Annotated in this window: 16 protein-coding genes and 1 tRNA gene; 14 read left to right on the top strand and 3 right to left on the bottom strand. The window is 63.9% G+C overall.

The features are described 5' to 3' along the window. The first annotated feature begins 7 nt into the window (after nucleotides 1-7). The 13 genes from QGV55_RS11795 (at nucleotide 8) to QGV55_RS11735 (ending at nucleotide 17,297) form a co-directional block, all read left to right on the top strand. Nucleotides 8-658 carry a serine protease gene (locus QGV55_RS11795; RefSeq protein ID WP_281016612.1) on the top strand — a complete coding sequence of 217 codons (651 nt, stop codon included), beginning with the start codon at nucleotides 8-10 and terminating at the stop codon, nucleotides 656-658. An 80-nt stretch (nucleotides 659-738) separates the two neighbouring features. Beyond that, the gene (gene putA / locus QGV55_RS11790; RefSeq protein WP_281016613.1) at nucleotides 739-4,332 is read left to right on the top strand and encodes a bifunctional proline dehydrogenase/L-glutamate gamma-semialdehyde dehydrogenase PutA; all 3,594 of its coding nucleotides are present in this window, start codon (nucleotides 739-741) and stop codon (nucleotides 4,330-4,332) included. A gap of 19 nt (nucleotides 4,333-4,351) precedes the next feature. Then, complete coding sequence (locus QGV55_RS11785) at nucleotides 4,352-5,575, top strand: 3-hydroxybenzoate 6-monooxygenase (RefSeq protein ID WP_281016614.1); 1,224 nt, start codon at nucleotides 4,352-4,354, stop codon at nucleotides 5,573-5,575. Between the two features lie 75 nt (nucleotides 5,576-5,650). Further along, nucleotides 5,651-6,682, top strand: coding sequence for a TRAP transporter substrate-binding protein (locus QGV55_RS11780; RefSeq protein WP_348637609.1), 1,032 nt, complete (start codon nucleotides 5,651-5,653; stop codon nucleotides 6,680-6,682). An 80-nt stretch (nucleotides 6,683-6,762) separates the two neighbouring features. Beyond that, complete coding sequence (locus QGV55_RS11775) at nucleotides 6,763-7,344, top strand: TRAP transporter small permease (protein WP_281016616.1); 582 nt, start codon at nucleotides 6,763-6,765, stop codon at nucleotides 7,342-7,344. Next, on the top strand, nucleotides 7,341-8,651 hold the full coding sequence (locus QGV55_RS11770) for a TRAP transporter large permease (RefSeq protein WP_281016617.1): 1,311 nt from the start codon (nucleotides 7,341-7,343) through the stop codon (nucleotides 8,649-8,651). Before QGV55_RS11775 ends, QGV55_RS11770 begins: the two co-directional genes overlap by 4 nt. 105 nt (nucleotides 8,652-8,756) lie before the next feature. Further along, on the top strand, nucleotides 8,757-10,298 hold the full coding sequence (locus tag QGV55_RS11765; RefSeq protein WP_281016618.1) for a benzoate-CoA ligase family protein: 1,542 nt from the start codon (nucleotides 8,757-8,759) through the stop codon (nucleotides 10,296-10,298). A gap of 6 nt (nucleotides 10,299-10,304) precedes the next feature. Next, nucleotides 10,305-10,751 carry a DUF309 domain-containing protein gene (locus QGV55_RS11760; protein WP_281016619.1) on the top strand — a complete coding sequence of 149 codons (447 nt, stop codon included), beginning with the start codon at nucleotides 10,305-10,307 and terminating at the stop codon, nucleotides 10,749-10,751. A 160-nt stretch (nucleotides 10,752-10,911) separates the two neighbouring features. Continuing rightward, nucleotides 10,912-12,573: a 2,3-epoxybenzoyl-CoA dihydrolase gene (gene boxC / locus QGV55_RS11755; protein WP_281016620.1), complete on the top strand. Its 1,662-nt coding sequence runs from the start codon at nucleotides 10,912-10,914 to the stop codon at nucleotides 12,571-12,573. 66 nt (nucleotides 12,574-12,639) lie between these two features. Further along, nucleotides 12,640-14,091 (top strand): benzoyl-CoA 2,3-epoxidase subunit BoxB, encoded by a 1,452-nt coding sequence (gene boxB / locus QGV55_RS11750; RefSeq protein WP_281016621.1) that lies wholly within the window; start codon nucleotides 12,640-12,642, stop codon nucleotides 14,089-14,091. 93 nt (nucleotides 14,092-14,184) lie between these two features. Further along, nucleotides 14,185-15,372: a benzoyl-CoA 2,3-epoxidase subunit BoxA gene (gene boxA / locus QGV55_RS11745; protein WP_281016622.1), complete on the top strand. Its 1,188-nt coding sequence runs from the start codon at nucleotides 14,185-14,187 to the stop codon at nucleotides 15,370-15,372. A 117-nt stretch (nucleotides 15,373-15,489) separates the two neighbouring features. Continuing rightward, complete coding sequence (locus QGV55_RS11740; protein ID WP_281016623.1) at nucleotides 15,490-16,407, top strand: helix-turn-helix transcriptional regulator; 918 nt, start codon at nucleotides 15,490-15,492, stop codon at nucleotides 16,405-16,407. Nucleotides 16,408-16,460: 53 nt separating this feature from the next. Next, nucleotides 16,461-17,297, top strand: coding sequence for a bestrophin family ion channel (locus QGV55_RS11735; protein ID WP_281016624.1), 837 nt, complete (start codon nucleotides 16,461-16,463; stop codon nucleotides 17,295-17,297). 22 nt (nucleotides 17,298-17,319) lie between these two features. Here QGV55_RS11735 and QGV55_RS11730 read toward each other — a convergent pair. Beyond that, nucleotides 17,320-17,395: transfer RNA gene (locus tag QGV55_RS11730), tRNA-Thr, on the bottom strand. A 90-nt stretch (nucleotides 17,396-17,485) separates the two neighbouring features. On the opposite strand from QGV55_RS11730, the gene QGV55_RS11725 reads away from it, so the two are divergent. Further along, entirely contained in the window at nucleotides 17,486-18,337 is an 852-nt protein-coding gene (locus QGV55_RS11725) for an MBL fold metallo-hydrolase (protein ID WP_281016625.1), read from the top strand. A 28-nt stretch (nucleotides 18,338-18,365) separates the two neighbouring features. Here QGV55_RS11725 and QGV55_RS11720 read toward each other — a convergent pair whose 3' ends face one another. Both QGV55_RS11720 and QGV55_RS11715 read right to left on the bottom strand, forming a co-directional pair. Then, complete coding sequence (locus QGV55_RS11720) at nucleotides 18,366-19,343, bottom strand: TAXI family TRAP transporter solute-binding subunit (protein WP_281016626.1); 978 nt, start codon at nucleotides 19,341-19,343, stop codon at nucleotides 18,366-18,368. Continuing rightward, nucleotides 19,340-21,850 (bottom strand): heparinase II/III family protein, encoded by a 2,511-nt coding sequence (locus QGV55_RS11715; protein ID WP_281023595.1) that lies wholly within the window; start codon nucleotides 21,848-21,850, stop codon nucleotides 19,340-19,342. Before QGV55_RS11715 ends, QGV55_RS11720 begins: the two co-directional genes overlap by 4 nt. Between the last annotated feature and the right edge of the window lie 208 nt (nucleotides 21,851-22,058).

The raw sequence follows: 22,058 nt of genomic DNA, 5'->3' as shown, positions 1-22,058 counted from the left end.
GCGCAACATGGCCCGGTTCAGCCTGCTGCTGCTGGGTCTGCTGCTTGGTCTGCTGTTCTGCGGTTCAGCTCTCGCACCCGACCTGTTGGCAGACGACAGGCTGATGGCGTCCGCCAGCGGCCGGATCAATCACGCCGGTTTCCGCAACCGTTCCCACTGCACCGGTTTCGTGGTCGAGGGCGGCCATGTCGTGACCGCGGCCCACTGCATGCCCGGCTGGGACGGGGAGCAGGTGCACTTCCTGCGCGGCTATGACCGGGGCGACCTGGCGCAGCATGTCTCCGCGCCGCGCGCTGCATGGCACATCATTCGCGGGCGCGATATCGCAGTCCTGTGCAATGCCGCACCGGACGCCCCCGCATTCGTCCTGGGGGACAGCGACAGGCGGATCGCGCCGGGCGACGACCTGCTGATTCCCGGCTACGCCATTCCGCGAGCACACATGCTGCAACAGCATCATTGCCATCTCTGGAAGCTGGAGGCCGGCGGCGGGATACGTGTGGCCTGTCCGGTCCGGCCCGGAACCTCCGGCGCGCCGGTTCTGCAAGCGGTCGCGGAGGGCTACCGCGTGGTAGGCGTGATGTCGGCCAGCAGCCGGACGGCGGCGCGGGCAGACGCGCTGGATGCCGACGTGCTGGCACCCTGTTCGGTGCCGTGAAAACCATGCAATGATCCGCGAACGGGTCGTCGAACGGGTCGCGCAACGGCGTGAACAGATCGTACTGACAGGAGTGCCGGATGCTGGGTGAATTGCGGGAGCGGATGCGGACACAGTTGCGCGCCGAGGAGGTCGGTGCCGTCGGGCACCTGGCCGCGCAGGCGAACCTGACCGAGGCTGACCGCGCTGCCATTTCCGACCGTGCCGCCGCCCTGGTGCGTGCTGTCCGCTCCGGCGGTGCGCCCACCATGATGGAGAGCTTCCTGGGCGAATACGGCCTGTCCACCAGCGAGGGCGTGGCCCTGATGTGCCTGGCGGAGGCGATGCTGCGCGTGCCGGACGCTGAGACCATCGACGACCTGATCCAGGACAAGATCGTGCCGCATGACTGGGCCGCGCATGTCGGCGATTCCGGGTCGCTGATGGTCAATGCATCGACCTGGGCGCTGATGCTGACCGGGCATATGCTGGATGATCGGGAGGGCGGCGTGGTCGCCACCCTGCGCGGGATGGTGCGCCGTCTGGGGGAGCCGGTGATCCGTACCGCCGTCACCCGCACGATGCAGGAGATGGGTAACCAGTTCGTCCTGGGCCGCACCATCAACGAGGCGATCAAGCGCGCCGACCGCATGATCGCGAAGGGCTATCGCTATTCCTTCGACATGCTGGGGGAGGCAGCGCTGACCGCCGATGACGCCGACCGCTATCACGCGTCCTATGCCAACGCGATCGATCGACTGGCGGAACATGGCCGCAATTCCGGCATGCATGAAAGCACGGGAATTTCCGTCAAGCTCTCGGCGCTGCATCCGCGCTACGAGTTCGCGCAGCGGGCGCGGGCGGTGCCCGAACTGGCCGCCCGGACGCTGGAACTTGTCCGCGCGGCACGGGATGCCGGCATGGGCTTCAACATCGATGCGGAGGAGGCGGACCGCCTCGATACCTCCCTGGACGTGATCGAGCAGATACTGCGTGACCCCTCGCTGGAAGACTGGGATGGCTTCGGTGTCGTCGTGCAGGCCTATGGGCCGCGCGCCCATGCCGTCATCGACTGGCTGCATGCGCTGGCCACCGAGCTTGATCGCCGCATCATGGTGCGCCTGGTGAAGGGGGCCTACTGGGACACGGAGATCAAGAAGGCCCAGGTCATGGGGCTGGATGGTTTCCCCGTGTTCACCCGGAAGATCCATACCGACATCAGCTACCTGGCCTGCGCCCGCAAGCTGCTGGACGCGCGGGACCGGATCTACCCGCAGTTCGCGACCCACAATGCCCACACGGCGGCGGCAGTGCTGCATCTGGCGGGCGAGGAACGCAGCGGTTTCGAGTTCCAGCGTCTGCATGGCATGGGGGAACGGCTGCACGACATCCTGAAGTCCGAGAGCGGCGTGCCCTGTCGCATCTATGCGCCGGTGGGCGCGCACAGCGACCTGCTGGCCTATCTGGTGCGGCGGCTGCTGGAGAACGGGGCCAATTCCTCCTTCGTGCATCAGATCGTCGATCCCGCCATCGCGCCGGAGACAATCGCCGCCGATCCGATGCTCGGGATTGCGGACGGCATCACGGCCAATCCTGCGATCCGGCGGCCCGCGGACCTGTTCCGGCCGGCGCGGGCCAACTCGGTCGGTATCGACCTGACCGACCCGGTCACCGTGGCAAGGGTCGAGGCTGGCCGCGCCCCCTTCGCCGCGCCTTTCGTCTGGCAGGCTGGGGCGGGAACGGCAGGCAGCCGTGATGTCACCAATCCGGCGCGACCGGATGAGGTCGTGGGACAGGTGGCGGAAGCGAACGCGGCGGATGCCGTCGCGGCCATCGCCAAGGCGGCGGAAGTGTTCCCGGACTGGTCGGCAACACCGGTTGCGGAGCGCGCGGCAATGCTGCGTCGCGCCGCTGACCTGTATGAGGAGCACATGATCGAGTTCATGGCGCTCGCCACGCGGGAGGCCGGGAAGTCGCAGCTTGATGGCGTTGCGGAGGTGCGGGAGGCCGTGGATTTCCTGCGCTATTACGCCGACCAGTCGGTTGTGGCGGAGCAGGAGGGCACGGCGCGTGGCGTGATCGTCTGCATCTCGCCCTGGAACTTCCCGCTGGCCATCTTCACCGGGCAGGTGGCGGCGGCACTCGTCACCGGCAATGCGGTGATCGCGAAGCCTGCGGAGCAGACGCCGCTGATCGCGGCACGCGCGGTGGCGCTGCTGCATCAGGCGGGCATTCCGGGCGACGCACTGCAGCTTGTCTGTGGTGATGGCCCGTCCGTCGGGCAGCCGCTGACCGCTGACCCGCGCATCGCAGGGGTCTGTTTCACCGGCTCCACCGAGGTGGCGCGGATGATCGAGGGGCAACTGGCCGAAACCGCACCCGCCGCGATGCTGATCGCGGAGACTGGTGGCCTGAACGCGATGATCGTGGATTCGACGGCCCTGCCGGAACAGGCGGTGCGCGATATCGTGGCCAGTTCGTTCCAGAGCGCGGGCCAGCGCTGCTCTGCCCTGCGCATGCTCTATGTGCAGGAGGATGTGGCCGACCGGATTCTGGAGATGCTTGCCGGTGCCATAGATGCACTCAGCGTCGGTGATCCCTGGGACCTGAGCACGGATGTGGGACCGGTGATCGACGAGGACGCGCGGTCGGGCATCGCGGACTATTGCGCGGCGCAGGCTCAGGCGGGAAAGCTGGGCAAGCAGCTGGATGTGCCGGACACGGGGCTGTTCGTGCAGCCGTCCATCGTCCGTGTCTCCGGCATCGAGGCGCTGGAGCGGGAGGTCTTCGGGCCGATCCTGCATGTGGCCACCTTCCGCGCCGGGGACCTGGGGAAGGTCGTGCAGGCGATCAATGGCCGGGGCTACGGGCTGACCTTTGGCGTGCATACACGGATCGACCGGCGGGTGCAGCAACTGGTGGATTCCATCGCCGTCGGCAACGTCTATGTGAACCGCAACCAGATCGGTGCCATCGTCGGATCGCAGCCCTTCGGCGGTGAGGGTCTGTCGGGTACCGGGCCGAAGGCCGGCGGGCCGCACTATCTCTCCCGCTTCCGGATGCAGCGGGCCGAGGCGCCGGCGGCGCAGATGGCGCCCGCGCTTGACTGGGCCACTGTGCGCAGGGCGCTCTCCGATCTGCAGAAACTGAAGGCCGGTGGCCGTGGCGACGGCCGTGGCGACGAAGTCCTCGCCGCCCTGCGCACCGCCCTGCGCGGTCGGGCACGTCAGGCCATGACCGCTGCGGCGGCGCTGGACATGGGGCCGGTCGATCTGCCGGGGCCGACGGGGGAGGCAAATTACCTCTGGCTGCATCCGCGCGGTACGGTGCTCTGCCTGGGTCCCGATGCCGACACGGCGCTGGATCAGGCCGTGCAGGCCCTGCGCGCAGGCAATCGGGTGCTGGCCATTGCGCCGGAGGTCTCGGCCCGCATCCGACCGCTCGCCCAGGCCGGGCTCCCGGTCGTGGCACTGGACGGTACCATCGCACCGGATTTCCTGACCGACATGGAAATCGATGCCGTGGCCTGCGCGCCCGGTGATCCGGCATACCGCAAGGCGATGGCAAGGCGCGACGGGGCGCTGCTGCCCGTGATCGACAGCCGGATCTGCCCGCAGGCCTATGCGCACGAGCGTGCGATCTGTGTCGATACGACGGCGGCGGGCGGCAATGCCGACCTGCTTGCCTCCGCCTGAAAACGGGAGCAGCAGAACAATGAGCATGGATCGGATCGTCATCGCGGGGGGCGGTATCGGCGGACTGGCCACGGCGATCGGGCTGGCGCAGCAGGGTGTCCGCTCCATCGTGCTGGAGAAGGCGGCGGAACTGGGGGAGATCGGGGCGGGCATCCAGTTGGGGCCGAACGCGTTTCACGCCTTTGACTACCTGGGGGTCGGCGATGCGGCACGGGCCATGGCGATCTACATCGACAACCTGCGCCTGATGGACGCCCTGAGCGGGGAGGAGATCACCCGCATCCCGCTGGATGACGCCTTCCGGGCGCGGTTCCGCAACCCCTACGCCGTGGTGCATCGCGGTGACCTGCACGGCGTCTTCCTGAAGGCCTGCATCGATCATGATCTGGTGGAACTGCGCACCAGCGCGGGTGTCGCGGGCTATGCGCAGGATGGCACGACGGCGACAGCCCTGCTGGAGAATGGGGAGCAGGTCACCGGCCAGGCGCTGATCGGGGCCGATGGACTTTGGTCGAACATCCGCCAGCAGTTGGTGGGGGACGGCGCGCCCCGCGTCTCCGGCCATACCACCTATCGCAGTGTGATTCCGGTGGAGCAGATGCCGGAGGACCTGCGCTGGAACGCGGCGACGCTCTGGGCCGGGCCGAAGTGCCATATCGTTCACTATCCGCTGTCCGGCTGGAAGCTCTTCAATCTGGTCGTCACCTATCACAATGATGCGCCGGAACCCGTGGCGGGCCTGCCTGTCAGCCGCGACGAGGTGGAGAAGGGATTCGAGCATGTCAGCCCTGTCGCGCGCCAGATCATCGAGCGTGGCAAGGACTGGAAACTCTGGGTGCTTTGCGACCGTGACCCGGTCATGGACTGGGTGGACGGGCGGGTTGCGCTGCTGGGCGATGCGGCGCACCCGATGCTGCAGTATTTCGCACAGGGTGCCTGCATGGCGATGGAAGACGCGGTCTGCCTGTCGCATGAAGTGGGGCAAGGGGGCGATATCGATCAGGCTCTGGTGAACTATCAGAACCGGCGCCGGCTGCGCACCGCACGCGTGCAGTTGCAGTCGCGTGAGATCGGTGAGCACGTCTATCATCCGGCAGGTGCCCATGCCGCCCTGCGGAACACTGTGATGAACGCCAGAACGCCTTCGGACTGGTACGATCAGATCGACTGGCTCTATGGCAGCACCGGCCTGGAAGGTGCAGTCTCGGGCGAGACCCGAAACCGGGAGCAGAAAGCCAAATAATTCTTGCAGTATTGTGCAAAAATGCGCAAAAGACGCATTATCATGCAATAAAAATAGGTCAACAGGGAGAAGACAATGACCATGTACCGATCACTCATGAATCTCGCGGGCGGTGCCGCGCTGGCGCTGGGCCTCGCGTCCGCCGCAACAGCCGCCGACTATGAGTACAACCTGCAGAGCTTCCTGCCGGCGCAGGCCACGATTCCTGCGGACATCATCGATGTCTGGGCCGACAGGATCGAGGCTGCCTCCGGTAACCGCATCAAGATCAACCGCTTCCCGTCCATGCAGCTCGGCGGCAAGCCGCCGCAGCTCATCGACCAGGTGCTGGATGGCGCCATCGACATGACCTGGAACGTGGTCGGCTATACGCCGGGCCGCTTCCCGTCGACGGAAGTGTTCGAACTGCCCTTCATCGTCAATGACGCGCGTGCAGCCTCCGCCGCGTTCTGGACCATGATGAAGGAGCATATGGAGAACACCGAGTTCAAGTCGATGAAGGTGCTCGGCACCTGGGTCCACGGACCTGGCATGATCCACACCAACAAACCCGTCGTGACCCCGTCGGACCTGGACGGCATGAAGATCCGTGGCGGCTCCCGTCAGGTCAACGCGCTGCTGAACCAGCTTGGTGCGACGCCGGTCGGCATGCCGGTTCCGGCAGTGCCGGAGGCGCTGTCGAAGGGCGTTATCGACGGCACCACGATCCCCTGGGAAGTCACGCGCGCCCTGAAGGTGCCGGAGCTTGTACAGAACCACACCGAGTTCACCGGCCCGATGCTCTACACCATCACGTTCGTTCTGGTCATGAACAAGGACAAGTTCAACGAGCTGCCAGCGGACCTGCAGAAGGTCATGGATGACAATTCCGGCATGGATTTCTCGGTCTTCGCCGGCGGCACGCAGTCCGATGCCGATGGTCCGTCCCGCCAGCTTGCGGTGGATCGTGGCAACAACATCATCACCCTCGACGCCGCCCAGTCCGCTGCATGGGCGGCGGCTGCGGCCCCGGTCTATGACACCTGGCTGGCAGAGATGAAGGACCGTGGCATCGACGGTCAGGCTCTGATCGACCAGGCCAAGGCGCTGATGGCGGCCTACAAGTAGGTCAAAGGCGTAGAACGGAACAGACGGGCCGCGCGGGACTTCTGCGCGGCCCGTCCATTCCGGCCTGACGGGAGTGTGTGATGCACAGGGCAATGGCGGTACTGGCCAGGAACATGGCCATACTTGGCGGCATCGTGCTGGGATTGCTGATCCTGCTGGTCTGCGCCTCGGTACTGGGGCGCAGCCTCAACGGCTTCCTGCATACGGTGCTGTCGCCTGTTGCGCCCGACCTGGCGCAGGCCCTGCTCGACACCGGCGTTGGCCCGATCAACGGTGATTTCGAACTGGTGGAGGCGGGCATTGCCTTTGCCATCTTCGCCTTCCTGCCGCTGTGCCAGATCACCGGCGGGCATGCCACCGTGGACATCTTCACCAATTTCCTGCCGCGCCGCGCGAACCGTGGACTGCGCATGGTGACGGAAGTCATCTTCGCGGCGGTCCTGATCGTGATCGCCTGGCGCCTGTTCGAGGGCATGTGGTCCAAGATGAGCTACGGCGAAACGACCTTCCTGCTGCAGTTCCCGATCTGGTGGGCCTATGCAGCCAGTTTCGCCGGCGCGGTCGTTGCCGCGCTGGTGGGGACCTATACGGCCATCGTCCGCAGCTATGAGATGTTCAGCGGGCAGACGATCCTGACCGACGGGCCGGAGACGGACCATTGAGCAATCTCGATATCGGTCTGCTGTCGTTTCCGGCACTCATGGTGCTCATCTTCATCCGGGTGCCCATCGGCCTGGCCATGTTCCTGGTCGGGCTGGTCGGCCTCTATGCCGTTACCGGCAGCTTCAACCTGCCGCTGGCACGACTGAAGAGCGAGACCTATTCGACCTTCGCCAGCTATTCCCTGTCCATCGTGCCGATGTTCCTGCTGATGGGCCATTTCGCGACGCTTGGCGGACTGTCCACGGCCCTGTTCAAGGCGGCGGAGAGCTTCCTCGGGCACCGGCGGGGCGGCATTGCCATGGCGGCCATCGGGGCCTGCGCCGGGTTCGGGGCAATCTGCGGTTCCTCCCTCGCGACCGCGGCAACGATGAGCCGCGTGGCGCTGCCTGAGCTGCGGCGCTATGGCTACTCGGGCGGGTTCTCGACCGCCACGCTGGCCGCAGGCGGCACCCTCGGCATCCTCATTCCGCCGTCGGTCGTGCTGGTGATCTACGCGATCCTGACGGAGCAGAACATTGCCAAGCTGTTCCTCGCCGCCTTCATCCCCGGCATCCTGGCGGCACTTGGCTACATGGTCGCGGTATCGATCTACGTCCGCCTGCATCCGGATCAGGCCGGTGTGGCGGCGCGTGTGCCCTGGGCGGAACGACTGACCGCGCTGGTCGCGGTCTGGCCGGTGCTGCTGGTCTTCGGTCTGGTGGTCGGGGGCATCTATCTCGGCTGGTTCACACCGACCGAAGGTGCGGCTGTCGGCGCGGCGGGAACCGGGCTGATTGCCTGGCTGAACGGCGGCCTTGGCCGACGCAGCCTGATGGACAGCTTCCTGGTGACCGCCCGCTCCACAGCCATGATCTTCTTCATCGTGCTGGGCGCGGCCTTCTACAACGGTTTCCTGGCCCTGACACAGGTGCCGCAGGAACTCTCCAGCATGGTTGTTTCCCAGGGGCTCAGCCCATGGACCGTGCTGACCGTCATCCTGATCTTCTATCTGATCATGGGGTGTCTGATGGACAGCCTGAGCATGATCCTGCTGACCGTTCCGATCTTCTTCCCGGTGATCAGCGAACTGGACTTCGGCATGTCGCCGGAGCATGTGGCGATCTGGTTCGGCATTCTGGTGCTGATCGTCGTGGAAGTCGGGCTGATCACACCGCCGGTGGGGCTCAATCTGTTTGTCATCAACGCCATGGATCCGAAGACGCCGTTGGTCGAGACCTATCGCGCCGTGATCTATTTCGTGGGCACGGACCTCTTTCGGGTCGTGCTTCTGGTGCTGTTTCCATCGATCACGCTGTTCCTGATCTAGAGCGGGACGGGATGTGCATGAAAATGCACATGACAAAGAGTGTGAGTTGAATTGAATTTCGGTTTTGCATTATAAAGCATAAAGCAACGTCTCGGGAGGATGGTCATGTCGGAGAATCAGAATGCGTCAGTCTGGCTGGTGGACCGCCATCTGGAGGAGGGGCGCGCCGGCAAGCAGGCGTTTCGCGAAGCGGCAGGCGCCAGGCGCAGCCTGACCTACGGAGAACTGGCGCAACGCACGAACCAGGTCGCGGGTGCGTTCGCCCGTGCGGGCATCGCGCGTGAGGAGCGTGTCGCCTGTCTGATCCTGGATCAGATCGAATATCCCGAGATCTTTCTGGGGGCGATGAAGGGCGGCGTCATTCCCGTGGCGCTGAACACGCTGCTCTCGACATCTGTCTATGATGTCATCCTGCGCGACAGCCGGGCCGCGTGCCTGATGGTCTCCGCCGAGCTCTTCGAGGTCGTGAAGCCTGCGATCAGCGGCAATCCGTGGCTGCGCCAGGTGATTGTCATCGGCGGTGACGCGCCGGAAGGCACGGTCAGCTATGACGCCTTCATGGAGGGCGCGCCGGAGATGAGCGCCATCGACGTTTCGGCGGACGAGGGGGCCTTCTGGCTCTATTCCTCGGGGTCCACGGGCCAGCCCAAGGGCGTGCGTCATGTCCATGGCAGCCTGCGTGCGACTGCGGAAACCTATGGCCTGCAGGTGCTGGGCATTCGCGAGGATGACGTCGTCTATTCGGTCGCCAAGATCTTCTTCGCCTATGGCCTCGGCAATGCGGTGACATTCCCGCTTTCCGTGGGCGCGACCACGGTCCTGTTCAATGGCCGTCCGACGCCGGAAACCACGCTGGAGATCATCGCGAAGGAGCAACCGACGATCTTCTGCGGTGTGCCGACACTCTACGCGGCGACCATTGCCGAACTGGAGAAGATGGCGCGGCCCGAGTCTTCCCTGCGCATCTGCATTTCCGCCGGCGAGGCCCTGCCCGAGCAGACGGGCCAGGCCTGGCGCAGGATCTGGGGCGTCGACATTCTGGATGGAGTGGGATCGACGGAGATGCTGCACATCTTCCTGAGCAACCGCCCTGATGACATCATCTACGGCACGTCCGGGGTGGCGGTTCCGGGCTATGAGGTGCGTTGCGTTGACGAGAGCGGGGCGGAGGTCGGTCCCGGCGGCATTGGTGAGATGCTGGTGCGCGGCGCATCCGCCGCCGACGGCTACTGGAACCAGCGTGACAAGAGCCGGGCCACCTTCGAGGGGGAATGGACCCGGACCGGCGACAAGTACGAGATCACGGAGACAGGGCGCTACATCTACTGCGGCCGTACCGACGACATGTTCAAGGTGTCGGGGATCTGGGTTTCGCCGTTCGAGATCGAGCAGGCGCTGAGCGCGCATCCCGCGGTGCTGGAAGCGGCGGTCGTGGCGCACCGGGACGAGGAGGGGCTGGAGAAACCGAAGGCCTTCATCGTCCTGAAGGAGGGGCAGGACGCGGCTGCGGTGACCGAGGCGCTGAAGGACTTCGTCAAGGAACGGATCGGCAAGTGGAAGTATCCGCGCTGGATCGAGGTCGTGGCCGAACTGCCGAAGACCGCGACCGGCAAGATCCAGCGCTTCAAGCTGCGTCAGGCCGCCTGAGTCGCCGTGACGCAACTGCCGCCGCCTTCCGACTGGCGACCGCCATACGCGTTTCTGCCCGGCCGGACGCCGGCGCACGAGGGGGCGGAACTGGCGGTCATCCGCGCGACGGTGGACGCGGTATCGAGCGACCGTCTGACAACGACGGCAGCATGGACCTTCGGGCTTGATTTCCTGCGCGACGGATATTTCTGGGAAGCGCATGAGGTGCTGGAGGCCGTCTGGCTGGCGCTGCCGCCCAATTCGGCGGAACGGGTGCTCTGCCAGGGGCTCATTCAGCTTGCCAATGCAGGGCTGAAACAGGTGATGCAACGCGACCCGGCAGCGGCGCGTCTGCGCCAGATCGCACGGGACGGAATCGCGGAAGGTGTCGCGCGGGGTGGCCTGGAGCGCCTTGGTCTCGACCCGCTGGACATCGAGGGTTTCTGGCAAGCTGTAGAGCATGCGAAATAAGCAATATAATGCATATTTCCGCATCGCGACTTGCTTTCGATCTTTTAATCGACTGGAAAATAATAGAAATCAAAAAATGCAATATCATGCACATTTGACTTTACGTGAGGGGTTGATCGCACTATAGTGCAGGCAATGGAACTCGAGAGGAGACTTCGTCATGACCAAGGTCATCGACTTTCAGACCGACCCGTCGAAGTACCGTCACTGGCGTGTGGAATATGATGGCCCCGTCGCCAATCTGATCATGGATGTGGACGAGACAGCCGGGCTGTTCGAGGGCTATGAGCTGAAGCTGAACTCCTACGACCTGGGTGTCGACATCGAACTGGCGGACATTGTCCAGCGCATGCGGTTCGAACATCCCGAGGTCAAGGTCGTGGTCATGCAGTCGGGCAAGGACAAGGTCTTCTGCGCCGGTGCCAACATCCGCATGCTTGGCGGCGCGGCGCACAGCCACAAGGTCAATTTCTGCAAGTTCACCAACGAGACCCGCAACACCTACGAGGCGGCGGAGGCCGACAGCGGCCAGAAGTACATCGCGGCGGTCAAGGGTGCCTGCGCCGGTGGCGGCTACGAGCTCGCCATTGCCTGTAACCACATCATGCTGACGGACGACTCGACCTCTTCCGTGGCGCTGCCGGAGGTGCCGCTGCTGGCGGTGCTGCCCGGCACCGGCGGCCTGACCCGCGTGACCGACAAGCGCAAGGTGCGCCGCGATCTCGCCGACATCTTCTGCTCCATCGAGGAAGGGGTGAAGGGGCGCAAGGCGAAGGACTGGCGTCTGGTGGACGAGGTCATTCCGAACTCGAAGTTCGATGAGACCGTGAAGCAGCGCGCGCTGGAATTCGCGGCGGCCTCGCCGAAGGACGACGTAGCCGAAGGTGTGAAGCTCGGCCCCCTGGATCGCACGTTCGGCGATGATGGCTCGGTGACCTATTCATCCGTCGAGGTCGCGGTGGATCGGGCAAACCGCAAGGCAACGATCACCATCCATGGCCCCGAGGCGGAGGCCCCCGCCGACATGGCCGCATTCCAGGTCCAGGGTGATCAGGCCTACATGCTGCGCATGGCGCGGGAACTGGATGACGCGATCCTGCATCTGCGGCTGAACGAGATGGAGCTGGGCCTGATGGTGTTCCGCACCCAGGGCGATCCGGCGCTGCTGGCGGCGCACGAGGCCGTGCTGATGAATGATGCCGGTCACTGGCTGGCCAATGAGGTGCTGCGCTACTGGAAACGCATCCTGAAGCGGATCGACGTGACCTCCCGTTCCCTTGTGGCGCTGGTGGAGAACGGTTCCTGCTTCACCGGTATCCTGGCCGAGATCCTGTTCGCGGTTGACCGGTCCTACATGATGGAAGGCGAGTTCGAGGGCGATAACCGCCCCGTGGCCACCGTGACCCTGACGGATGCCAACTTCGGGCCGTTCCCGATGGGCAATGATCTGACCCGCCTGCAGACCCGGTTCCTTGGTGAGCCGGAATCGGTGGCGACGGCAGAGGCGCAGAAGGGCACGCCGCTGGAGGCCGAGGAGGCTGCCGAGCTTGGACTGGTGACCATGATCCTGGATGACATCGACTGGGAAGACGAGGTCCGGATCTTCCTGGAAGAACGCGCCAGCTTCTCCCCCGATGCGATGACGGGCATGGAGGCCAACCTGCGTTTCGCCGGTCCGGAGACCATGGAGACCCGTATCTTCGGTCGGCTGACGGCCTGGCAGAACTGGATCTTCCAGCGTCCGAACGCGGTCGGCAAGGAAGGTGCGCTGCAGAGCTACGGCACCGGTATTCGCGGCAAGTACAACATGGAGCGTGTCTGAGCGCTTGAACCCTTCACGGCCATCGCGGGACAGCCTGCGGCGACCGACTGAAAACAGGAGAGACACATGACCGATCTCATCAACGTCAGCTACGACACGCAGATCCCCAACAATGTCGGCCTGTCGTCGGACAGGAAGGTGCTGAAGGCGCTGGAACGCTGGCACCCGGGCTACATCAACTGGTGGAACAATCTGATTCCGCAGAATTTCCAGGAAAGCCCCGTCTATCTGCGCACCGCCGTCTCCGTGGACCCGAAGGGCTGGGCCAAGTTCGGTCACGTGAAGATGCCGGAGTACCGCTGGGGCGTGCTGCTGGCACCGCAGGTGGAGGATCGCAGGATCCCCTTCGGCGAGCACCTGGGGGAGCCGGCCTGGCAGGAAGTGCCGGGCGAGTACCGCAACATGCTGAAGCGGCTGATCGTCATCCAGGGCGATACGGAGCCGGGGTCGGTGGAACAGCAGCGCTTCCTGGGCCGCACGGCACCCAGCCTCTATGACCTGCGCAACCTGTTTCAGGTCAATGTGGAGGAGGGACGTCACCTCTGGGCGATGGTCTATCTGCTGCACAAGTATTTCGGCAAGGACGGGCGGGAGGAAGCCGATGACCTGCTGCGTCGCCAGTCCGGTTCGGACGAGACGCCGCGCATGCTGGGTGCCTTCAACGAGGAAACGCCGGACTGGCTGTCGTTCTTCATGTTCACCTATTTCACCGACCGTGACGGCAAGATGCAGCTCGAGTCGCTGGCGCAGTCCGGCTTCGACCCGCTCAGCCGCACCTGCCGCTTCATGCTGACCGAGGAAGCGCACCACATGTTCGTGGGTGAAACCGGTGTCGGACGGACAATCCAGGCCACTGTCGATGCGATGAACAAGGCCGGGATCACCGATCCGACGGACGTCAACCGCATCCGCGAACTCGGCGTGATCGACCTGCCGACGATCCAGAAGAAGCTGAACCTGCACTATTCGCTGTCGCTGGACCTGTTCGGTCAGGAAGTCTCCACCAATGCCGCCAATGCCTTCAACGCAGGCATCAAGGGGCGCTACATGGAGACCCGGATCGATGATGATCACCAGCTGAAGAACGAAACCTACGTCGTGCGGACGGTGCGCGAAGGTGCCGTGGTGGCGGAGGAAGTGCCGGCCCTGACGGCGATCAACATGCGCCTGAGGGACGATTACATCCGTGATGCCGCCGGTGGCGTCGGCCGCTGGAACAAGATCATCCAGAAGGCCGGTGTGAACTTCGAACTGACCCTGCCGGACGAGGCATTCCATCGCCAGATCGGTGTCTTCGCCGCCGTGAAGGCCAATCCGGCCGGTGACCTGATCAGTCAGGAAACCTGGGATGCCAGTGTCGGGCAGTGGCTGCCGACGAAGGCGGACGGGGAATTCATCCAGTCGCTGATGAAGCCGGTCACGGAGCCGGGTGCCTATGCAAGCTGGATCGCCCCGCCGAAGGTCGGTATCGACAGCAAGCCGGGTGACTTCGAGTACGTGCAGCTTCACGCTGCGTGATGCAGTGCGGGGAGGGGGCATGGTCCCCTTCCCGTGTCGCTGCAGCCGAAATCCGATCCGGAACGACGTCGATCAGGGAAGTGAGGTGACAGGATGAACAAGCCGCTGAAACAGCATCTGATCGACCCGGAAATCTGCATCCGCTGCTATACCTGCGAGATGACCTGTCCCATCGGGGCCATCGAGCATGACGACAACAATGTCGTGGTGAACGCCGAGATCTGCAACTTCTGCATGGACTGCATCCCGGTCTGCCCTACAGGCTCCATCGATGAATGGCGCGTGGTGCGGGAGCCCTATTCCCTCTCCGACCAGTATGAATGGACCGAACTGCCGGAGCAGGAGGAACTGGGCGCGGACGAGGCGAATACCAGCGTCGAGGCTCTGGACGACGCCATGGCCGCGCTGCTGGCGGAGGCGCACAAGGGGGCCGGTGGCAAGGCGAAGGCCCCTGCCTCGGCGCAGAAGCCGACGATCAACATGTACAACCTGGGCAAGCCCGCCGTGGCAAGGGTCCAGGGCAACTATCGCCTGACCGACGATCCGTCGCATGACGTCCGCCACATCATCCTCGACTTCGCAGGGCAGACCTTCCCGGTGCTGGAGGGGCAGTCGATCGGCATCATTCCGCCGGGGGAGGACGAGAACGGCAATCCGCACCTGCCACGGCTCTATTCCGTTTCCAGCCCCCGCGACGGGGAACGGGCCAACTACAACAACCTGTCTCTGACCGTGAAGCGGGAGGATCAGGGCCTCTGTTCGAACTATGTCTGCGACTTGGCGCAGGGGGACGAGGTGCGCGTCACCGGCCCGTTCGGCGCGACCTTCCTGATGCCGGATGATCCGAAGGCGCGACTGCTGCTGATCTGCACCGGCACCGGTTCCGCCCCCATGCGCGCCTTCACGATGCGGCGCCAGAGGGCGATGGCCTCCGACTCCGGAGCCATGACCATGTTCTTCGGTGCGCGTTCACCGAAGGCACTGCCCTATTTCGGGCCGCTGAAGAAGGTGCCCGCCAGCCTGCTGGAGCAGCACCTGGTCTACAGCCGTCTGGAAGGACAGCCGAAGGAATATGTGCAGGACCGGCTGCTGGCGGAACAGGAGAAGGTGGCCGACCTGCTGGTCGATCCGAATACCCACATCTACATCTGCGGGCTGCGCGGCATGGAGGAAGGCGTGGAGAAGGCTTTCGTCAGCATTGCGGAGAGCATTGGCGAGCAATGGCTTTCGATGCGTGACGCCATGCGGGAAGCGGGCCGCTACCACGTCGAGACCTATTGAGGATTGGCGACCGTCCGGGAAGGTCAGGCGGGAATTCACCACCACGATTGATCTGCATCATTGCATTCGGCGGAACCCGGGCTAATTTGTTGCACTATATTGCAAGGGTGAGTCGGCATGGCGGAAATCGCGACCTTCAGCGGAGAGGTGACACCGGTCGATGATGCGGCCTCCCCGGATCACGCGGTCGCCGATCTGATGCTGCAGGTGGGGGAGCGGGTCCGGAAGGCCCGGGAGCGCAAGGGCATTCCCCGCCGCGTGCTGTCGGAGATTTCCGGTGTTTCACCGCGGTATCTGGCCCAGCTCGAAAGCGGGGCCGGCAATATCTCCATCGGTCTGCTGAAACGCGTTGCCATGGCTCTGGACCATCGCATCGAATGGCTGGTGGGGGAGGATGATCCCTGGAGTTCGGAGGCGCTGCGGGTCGCGGACCTGTTTCGCTCCGCCGACCGCAGCACGCAGGAGGAGGTGTTGCGGGCGCTCAATCCGGAACCGGAAGCCTCCCGGCGCGCCAACCGCATCTGCCTGATCGGCCTGCGCGGTGCGGGCAAGTCGACGCTTGGCCGGATGGCGGGCGCGGCGCTGGACCTGCCGTTCGTGGAACTGAACCGCGAGATCGAGGCCCATGGCGGCATGGAGATCGCCGAGATCATGGGACTCTACGGCCCCGAGGGCTACCGCACGCTGGAGGCTGAGGCGCTGGGGCGCATCATCGCCACCCATGACCGCATGATCCTGGCCGTCGCGGGGGGAATCGTGGCGGAGCCGCGCACCTACCAGACCCTGCTGACGCGCTTCCACACCATCTGGCTGAAGGCTGCCCCCGACGAGCACATGCAGCGGGTCAGGGCGCAGGGCGACGAGCGCCCGATGGCCGGCAATCCGGAGGCCATGACCCAGCTGCGTTCGCTGCTGACCAGCCGGGAGGCGCTCTATGACCGGGCGCAGGCCAGGCTGGACACCAGCGGCCAGACGCGCGAGACCTCGCTGAAGCATCTGCTTGCACTCATCGCGGAGCGTGGCTTCCTCGACTGAGGTCCTGCCCGCCCCTCTCATGCATCTGTCGCACTGTTCCGGAGGTCGGGGTCTTGTCCACGCCACTGCGCCGCAACCCATCATTCTTCTATCAGCTGATCGCCCTGCGTGGCTCGGTGGTGCCTGCCGTGCTGCCCTACATCATCGGTTTCGCGGCACTGACCGCCGCGCTGGTCGCGGCAAGCGACAGGGGGGTGGTCGTGCCGCAGACCAGCTTTGCCCCCTTCGCGATCTTTGGCGTTGCCCTGTCGCTGTTCCTGGGCTTCCGCAACTTCGCGGCCTACGAGCGCTGGTGGGAGGCGCGAAAGGTCTGGGGCGGCGTCATCGGGCAGGTGCGCAGCATCGACCGGGACACGACCCTGTTTCTTGCGGCAGCGGCAGACCGTCTGGCGGTTCAGACCCATGTTCACGGGTTCATCGACGAGATCGCGGCGATCGGGCGTGTACCCCTGTCGCCGCACCGTCCGGCGCTTGGCCGCTGCGCGGCGTACCTGCACGAATGCGCGGAGCGTCAGCAGCTTTCCGAGTTTGGCCTGCGCGCCTTCTCGGACCGGCTGCATCACCTGGAACATGCGAAGGCCGGATTGCAGCGGTTGCAGAACACGCCGTTGCCATTTGTCTATTCCCTGCTGGTCAAGCGGACCTGCACCCTGTTCTGCCTGCTGCTGCCCTTCGCCACGATCGACATCGCAGGCTGGTTCGCACCTGTCATCGTGGCGGTCGCCGCCTATGTCTTCTTCGGCCTTGCACGGGTGACGGAAGTGCTGGAATTCCCGCTGGAGCCCGGCATGAACGCCCTGGACATCGACGGTTTCGTCGCGATCTGCAAGCAGCCGTTCGATGGTCTGAAAGCTGAAGAAGCAGCGACGCAGGCCGGGATTGCCGCCTGATCGGAATGTACATTCGGGGGGATGGTGCCGACGGAGGGACTTGAACCCCCAACCTACCGCTTACAAGGCGGTTGCTCTACCAATTGAGCCACGTCGGCTTGGTGCTTTCGACTACCGGAAAAAACTGCCAATGTCACGGGGCGACGCGCGGCAGCGCGGGAATTTTCATCGTCGGGGAGGGCGGAGACATGCAGAGCTGGCAAATCGGTGACGTGAAGGTGACGAAGGTGGTGGAGATGGAAGTTGCGGGCGGAACCCGTTTCATCCTGCCGCAGGCGACCAAGGAGGCCTGCCTGCCCCTCGAATGGCTGCAGCCGCACTTCATGACGCCGGAGGGACGGCTGATCATGTCGATCCATGCGCTGGTGATCGAGACGCCGGATCGCCGGATCGTCGTCGATACCTGCATCGGCAACGACAAGCAGCGCGCCAATCCCAACTGGACCAACCTGCAGAAGCCCTTTCTGGCGGACATGGCCGCCGCAGGCTATCCGGTCGAGAGCATCGACACCGTGATGTGCACGCACCTGCATGTCGATCATGTCGGCTGGAACACCATGCTGGTGGACGGCAAATGGGTGCCGACGTTCGCCAATGCCCGCTATCTGATGGCCACACCGGAGTTCGACTACTGGCGGGATCAGGACACGGACGAGGAGAGCCGTGTGATCTTCGACGATTCCGTGCAGCCGGTGTTCGACGCAGGGCTGGTGGATTTCGTCACGACGACGCATCAGATCTGTCCGGAGGTCTACCTGAAACCGACCCACGGGCACACGCCGGGCCACGTCTCCGTCATGATCGAGTCAAGGGGCGAGAAGGCGATGATCACCGGCGACTTCGTTCATCATCCCTGTCAGATGGCGCACACGGAATGGTGTGCGACCGTCGACTATGACCCGACGGAATCGAAAGCGACCCGCGACCGGGTGTTCGACGAACTGGCCGGCCAGCCGGTGCTGATCATCGGCACCCACTTCGCCGGTGTCACCGCCGGGCACCTGAAACGCGACGGGGACGCCTACCGCCTGGAGACCTGACGGTCCCCGGCGCTTCGGCGTGGTGCCATTACCGTGAAGGCAGGATTCGCCGGTCAAGATATTCTGCCCTCGCGGCCTTGTGCATCAGGCCGGTTTCGTGGTGTCCGGCCATGCTGATGATGGATATGTCGGACCATGCCGGGTGCATCCCGCTGAAATAGGGCATCTCGTCCAGCAGTGCACCGAGGATGCGCCTCACCTTGGTAGCGTCCATGTCCTGTCGTGCGACCAGCATTGCCGAGATCGCGAAAGTGTCGACTGTCTTGTCCATCTGGGGATAGGAACTGCGTCGGAAGCGAAAGAAATCCACGCCCGGCGTTGCGCGGACATAGGCCGCATTCGCCTTCCGTATGAAGCCGACGATGTCCCCGCCGCAACGCTCCAGCGCCAGGGCGATCTTTCCGTTCGGGACACCGGCGATGAAGGCGAATGCGTCGATCTCGCCATTGCAGAATGCGTCGAGGTCACGCGAACTCGAGATCGCCAGGGGGTGCTTGAAGTCGTCGATCGACATGTTGAGCGCGCGCAGCAATCCGTTGATGGTCTGTCGGGTTCCCGTGTTTGGCAGGCCAAGGTTCGAGCGATGGTTCACGAGATCCAATGCGCGTGTCACGCCAAGCCCGCGCCGCACGACGATCTGGAAGACTTCCGGATAGAGTGTCGCCAATGCCTTGATGCCATTGGCATCGGCGACGGTCTGTTTTCCCGAAGTCGAGGCGGGAGAGAGCAGGATATCGGCCTGCGCGATGGCAAGATCCACCTGCCCGTCAGTCAGCAGCGTCAGATTGGAACCTGTTCCACCCGTTTCCAGAACCTGACAGTCCGTGCGCTTGCCGTAGCGCCGCTCGAGTACCCTGCAGATGGCGTTTCCGGCGCTGTAGTACACTCCGGTGAGACTGCCGGTCGCGATGCGCACCTTCAGGTCAGTTTCCTTGGCCAGCACTTCCATTCTGAAAGGCGAAAGGAAGTACATGAGAATGATTGCGACAAGACAGAATATCTTCATCGGCTGAATCTCAATCGAAGTTGAGGTATTTGCGGTGGTTCGTCGTCATCTGAGTCTTGTTCAGGTTCTTCGGAAACCTTGGCCGTATCTGCGACGAACGGTCGGCTCTGCAGCGGAATCCTGCAGGCCTCCGGCGCCTGGCCCCTGACGTTGGCCCCGTCTGTCCCGATCGTCACGCGCTCGGTGCCCACCATCAGGGTCAGCGCGCCGGAGGGCAGACGTTCGGGTTCGGAGTTCGCTGTTGCACGGCAATCGAATGACACGAGAAAGAGCCATTCCATGTCGTCATGCATTTCCCTTGTCCTGAACTGGCCGTGCCACTGCTTCTGCCAGTCGGGCTGCAATTCCCGGTTAGGATCGATGGGAAAGGCATCTGTCTGACTGAATGCGGACTCCGGTCCGTACAAGGGCCGGATACAGACGCTGGCCCGCGACTTCTCCAGCCGGATCCCGTTTCCCTCCCAGGGCTTCATCTTGTGGTCGGCATGGATATTCCATTCGAACCGGCGGGGAACGGTGGAACGCAGGCGGTCGTGCACCAGCAATGTGCCCGGACGCAGATACAGCAGGGTTCTCCGGGCCTCCTGCAGTTCCCCCCGGTAAGCCTGTGTGGCGTTCCCGGTCACGGCATCGTAGCCGGGACAACTGACGAAACGCTCGAGATTTCCCTGTGCCGACAGGTCGTCCCATGGCTGACCCTTGCCGCCATCGTAGGTAATGGCGTTGTGGGCAACGGTCTGGGTTGTCCAGGCAAGGTGATGACGGGATCTGAAGGTGTCGTAATACCCGGAGTCGATGGCCAGCGGCTGCTGACGACCATTGATGATGAAGCTGTTCTGGTCAGCGTGACTGTGATTGAAGGAACCGTAGGGACTGGACTTGAAATAGATCGAGAACCGGTCGGGATCAGCCAGGTCACTGTGCATTGCCACCCAGCCGATGGACGGAAAGATCGCTAAATCCGGGAGTCCCTCAATGGTCGCGGTGGACCTGTCGATAGCTGCCGGCGGGGCGCCGGCGCCGAGCAGGAAAGTCCAGCTCGCGAACTCCGCCTCCAGCTCCGGCAGTTCAGCGTCGTTCCGGACAAGCAGATCGCGCCACGCGGCGTAGAGGTGCCCGGTTTGCGGCAGGCGCGTCCGCTCGAAGAGCATCCGGATGGTCTCGGTCCAGAGCAGCGGCTTGAAGTCTTCCGCGCCATCGCCGAAGCCGCTGGTGGGGGAACCGGGCGGGATGATGTACTGCAGGAAGTTGCCTGCCTGTCGCGTCCATCCCGAACTGAAGTAGTCAGCACCCGTGACGTTGCGGATGGTGTCCCAGTACTGCAGGTTGTTCAGCATGTCCCAGGTGGCGTAATTGATGCCATTTGAGTAGCCACCATCATCGCCCCCCCAGGGGTTTCCAAATCCGGAGAAGACCGGATAGGTGGCGTTGAACCAGCTCTGCGCGCGGGGTGTTTCACCAGCCATGATCGTGGAGATCGCGAGAATGCCAAGGGCATGGCGGAAACCGTGCGAATTGTATGGATAGGCAGCGAGTGCACGGCTCTCGTCGACAACGAACTTGTCAAAGGTCTGCTGCACGCGGTTCTCGATCGCGGCGAGCATGCTGGTGCGTTCAATCACATCAAGCGCGTCGTACATGACGTCATAGGTGGTCGCGAGGGCGATGGCGATCCGCAGGTTCAGCAGGTCCGCAACCTCATCCGAGGTGATGCCGAGGGGGTCCAGACTGGTCAGCCAGTTTGCGGCAGCGCGCGCTTCCGCCAGCCCCTGATCGCCCTCCCTGAGGTTCCGTGTGACGACCCAGACCAGCAGGCCCTGATACGTCTGGCGCATGACCCGATTGACCGAGGCGCGGATGTTGCGCCGCAGTTGAACCAGCTGCTCCTGTGACAGCTGCGCCGCACCCGACCGCGACAGGGGCCCATCCATTTCCGGAAACTCGGTGTTGCCCGTTTGCAGTTGATCCAGCACCGCATCGAAGTACGGACGCTTCCAGCCGATGTAGGCATCCGCGATCATGAGTGAGCGTTGGGGGTCTGGCGGCAGCAGTCTTGGTCGTCCCCGACCTGCGGCAATGCGGAACGCGCCAGCGGGACTCATGACCTGCCTGACGGGAGTCCTCGACTCGATCTCGAACCGGCGCTCGTTCGACCAGTTGTCCGCGTCGGCATATGCCCCCCAGCGGCGCACACGCCAGGAATGGGTGCCTGGGGGGAGTGGCCTGTCGAGTGCGAGGATATTGGTTGAAGACAGTCTTCGTACCAGTGGTCCATCTTCGAGCTTGATGAAGACTTCATAGACGTCGCCCGATTCCATTTTCCTCCATCGGAATGAAGGCGGGTTCTCCGAAGGTCTGGCGCCATCAGGTGGATAGGGCCGCATTTCCCTGTCGTCGACGGGGGTCAGCCAGTCGGTGATATCTGAAGCTGATCGGGGTGAATCATCCGTCGTGCGCTGCTGGGAATGGGACACACTGGCGAATGCGAGCAACAGCAATGCAGCCATGCCGGACCACGCGGATCTGGTGATTCTATGGGCGTTCCGATCAGGCAACATGCGGTACCTCCAACATGATGGCTCCGGGCAACCTGTATCAATCGCGGTATTAGATTACCTGAGGTTGCGTCGGCGGCAAAGTGTCTTACGTTGCGTAAGTCAGTACGATGCTTGTCCGGGTCGGGATCACATGGTACGCCCGCGCAACCCAAATCCC

Source organism: Minwuia sp. IMCC3009 (assembly GCF_029909415.1).
Classification (GTDB): Bacteria; Pseudomonadota; Alphaproteobacteria; order Minwuiales; family Minwuiaceae; genus Minwuia.
This window is presented reverse-complemented; position numbering and strand designations above follow the sequence as displayed.

Excerpts from the sequence above, each read along its gene's own strand:
- QGV55_RS11720 (WP_281016626.1), bottom strand. The coding sequence starts at position 19,343 with ATGAAGATATTCTGTCTTGTCGCAATCATTCTCATGTACTTCCTTTCG.
- QGV55_RS11715 (WP_281023595.1), bottom strand. The coding sequence starts at position 21,850 with ATGGCTGCATTGCTGTTGCTCGCATTCGCCAGTGTGTCCCATTCCCAG.
- QGV55_RS11785 (WP_281016614.1), top strand. The coding sequence starts at position 4,352 with ATGAGCATGGATCGGATCGTCATCGCGGGGGGCGGTATCGGCGGACTG.
- boxB (WP_281016621.1), top strand. The coding sequence starts at position 12,640 with ATGACCGATCTCATCAACGTCAGCTACGACACGCAGATCCCCAACAAT.
- QGV55_RS11780 (WP_348637609.1), top strand. The coding sequence starts at position 5,651 with ATGACCATGTACCGATCACTCATGAATCTCGCGGGCGGTGCCGCGCTG.
- QGV55_RS11775 (WP_281016616.1), top strand. The coding sequence starts at position 6,763 with ATGCACAGGGCAATGGCGGTACTGGCCAGGAACATGGCCATACTTGGC.
- QGV55_RS11795 (WP_281016612.1), top strand. The coding sequence starts at position 8 with ATGGCCCGGTTCAGCCTGCTGCTGCTGGGTCTGCTGCTTGGTCTGCTG.
- putA (WP_281016613.1), top strand. The coding sequence starts at position 739 with ATGCTGGGTGAATTGCGGGAGCGGATGCGGACACAGTTGCGCGCCGAG.
- QGV55_RS11740 (WP_281016623.1), top strand. The coding sequence starts at position 15,490 with ATGGCGGAAATCGCGACCTTCAGCGGAGAGGTGACACCGGTCGATGAT.
- boxC (WP_281016620.1), top strand. The coding sequence starts at position 10,912 with ATGACCAAGGTCATCGACTTTCAGACCGACCCGTCGAAGTACCGTCAC.
- boxA (WP_281016622.1), top strand. The coding sequence starts at position 14,185 with ATGAACAAGCCGCTGAAACAGCATCTGATCGACCCGGAAATCTGCATC.
- QGV55_RS11725 (WP_281016625.1), top strand. The coding sequence starts at position 17,486 with ATGCAGAGCTGGCAAATCGGTGACGTGAAGGTGACGAAGGTGGTGGAG.
- QGV55_RS11765 (WP_281016618.1), top strand. The coding sequence starts at position 8,757 with ATGTCGGAGAATCAGAATGCGTCAGTCTGGCTGGTGGACCGCCATCTG.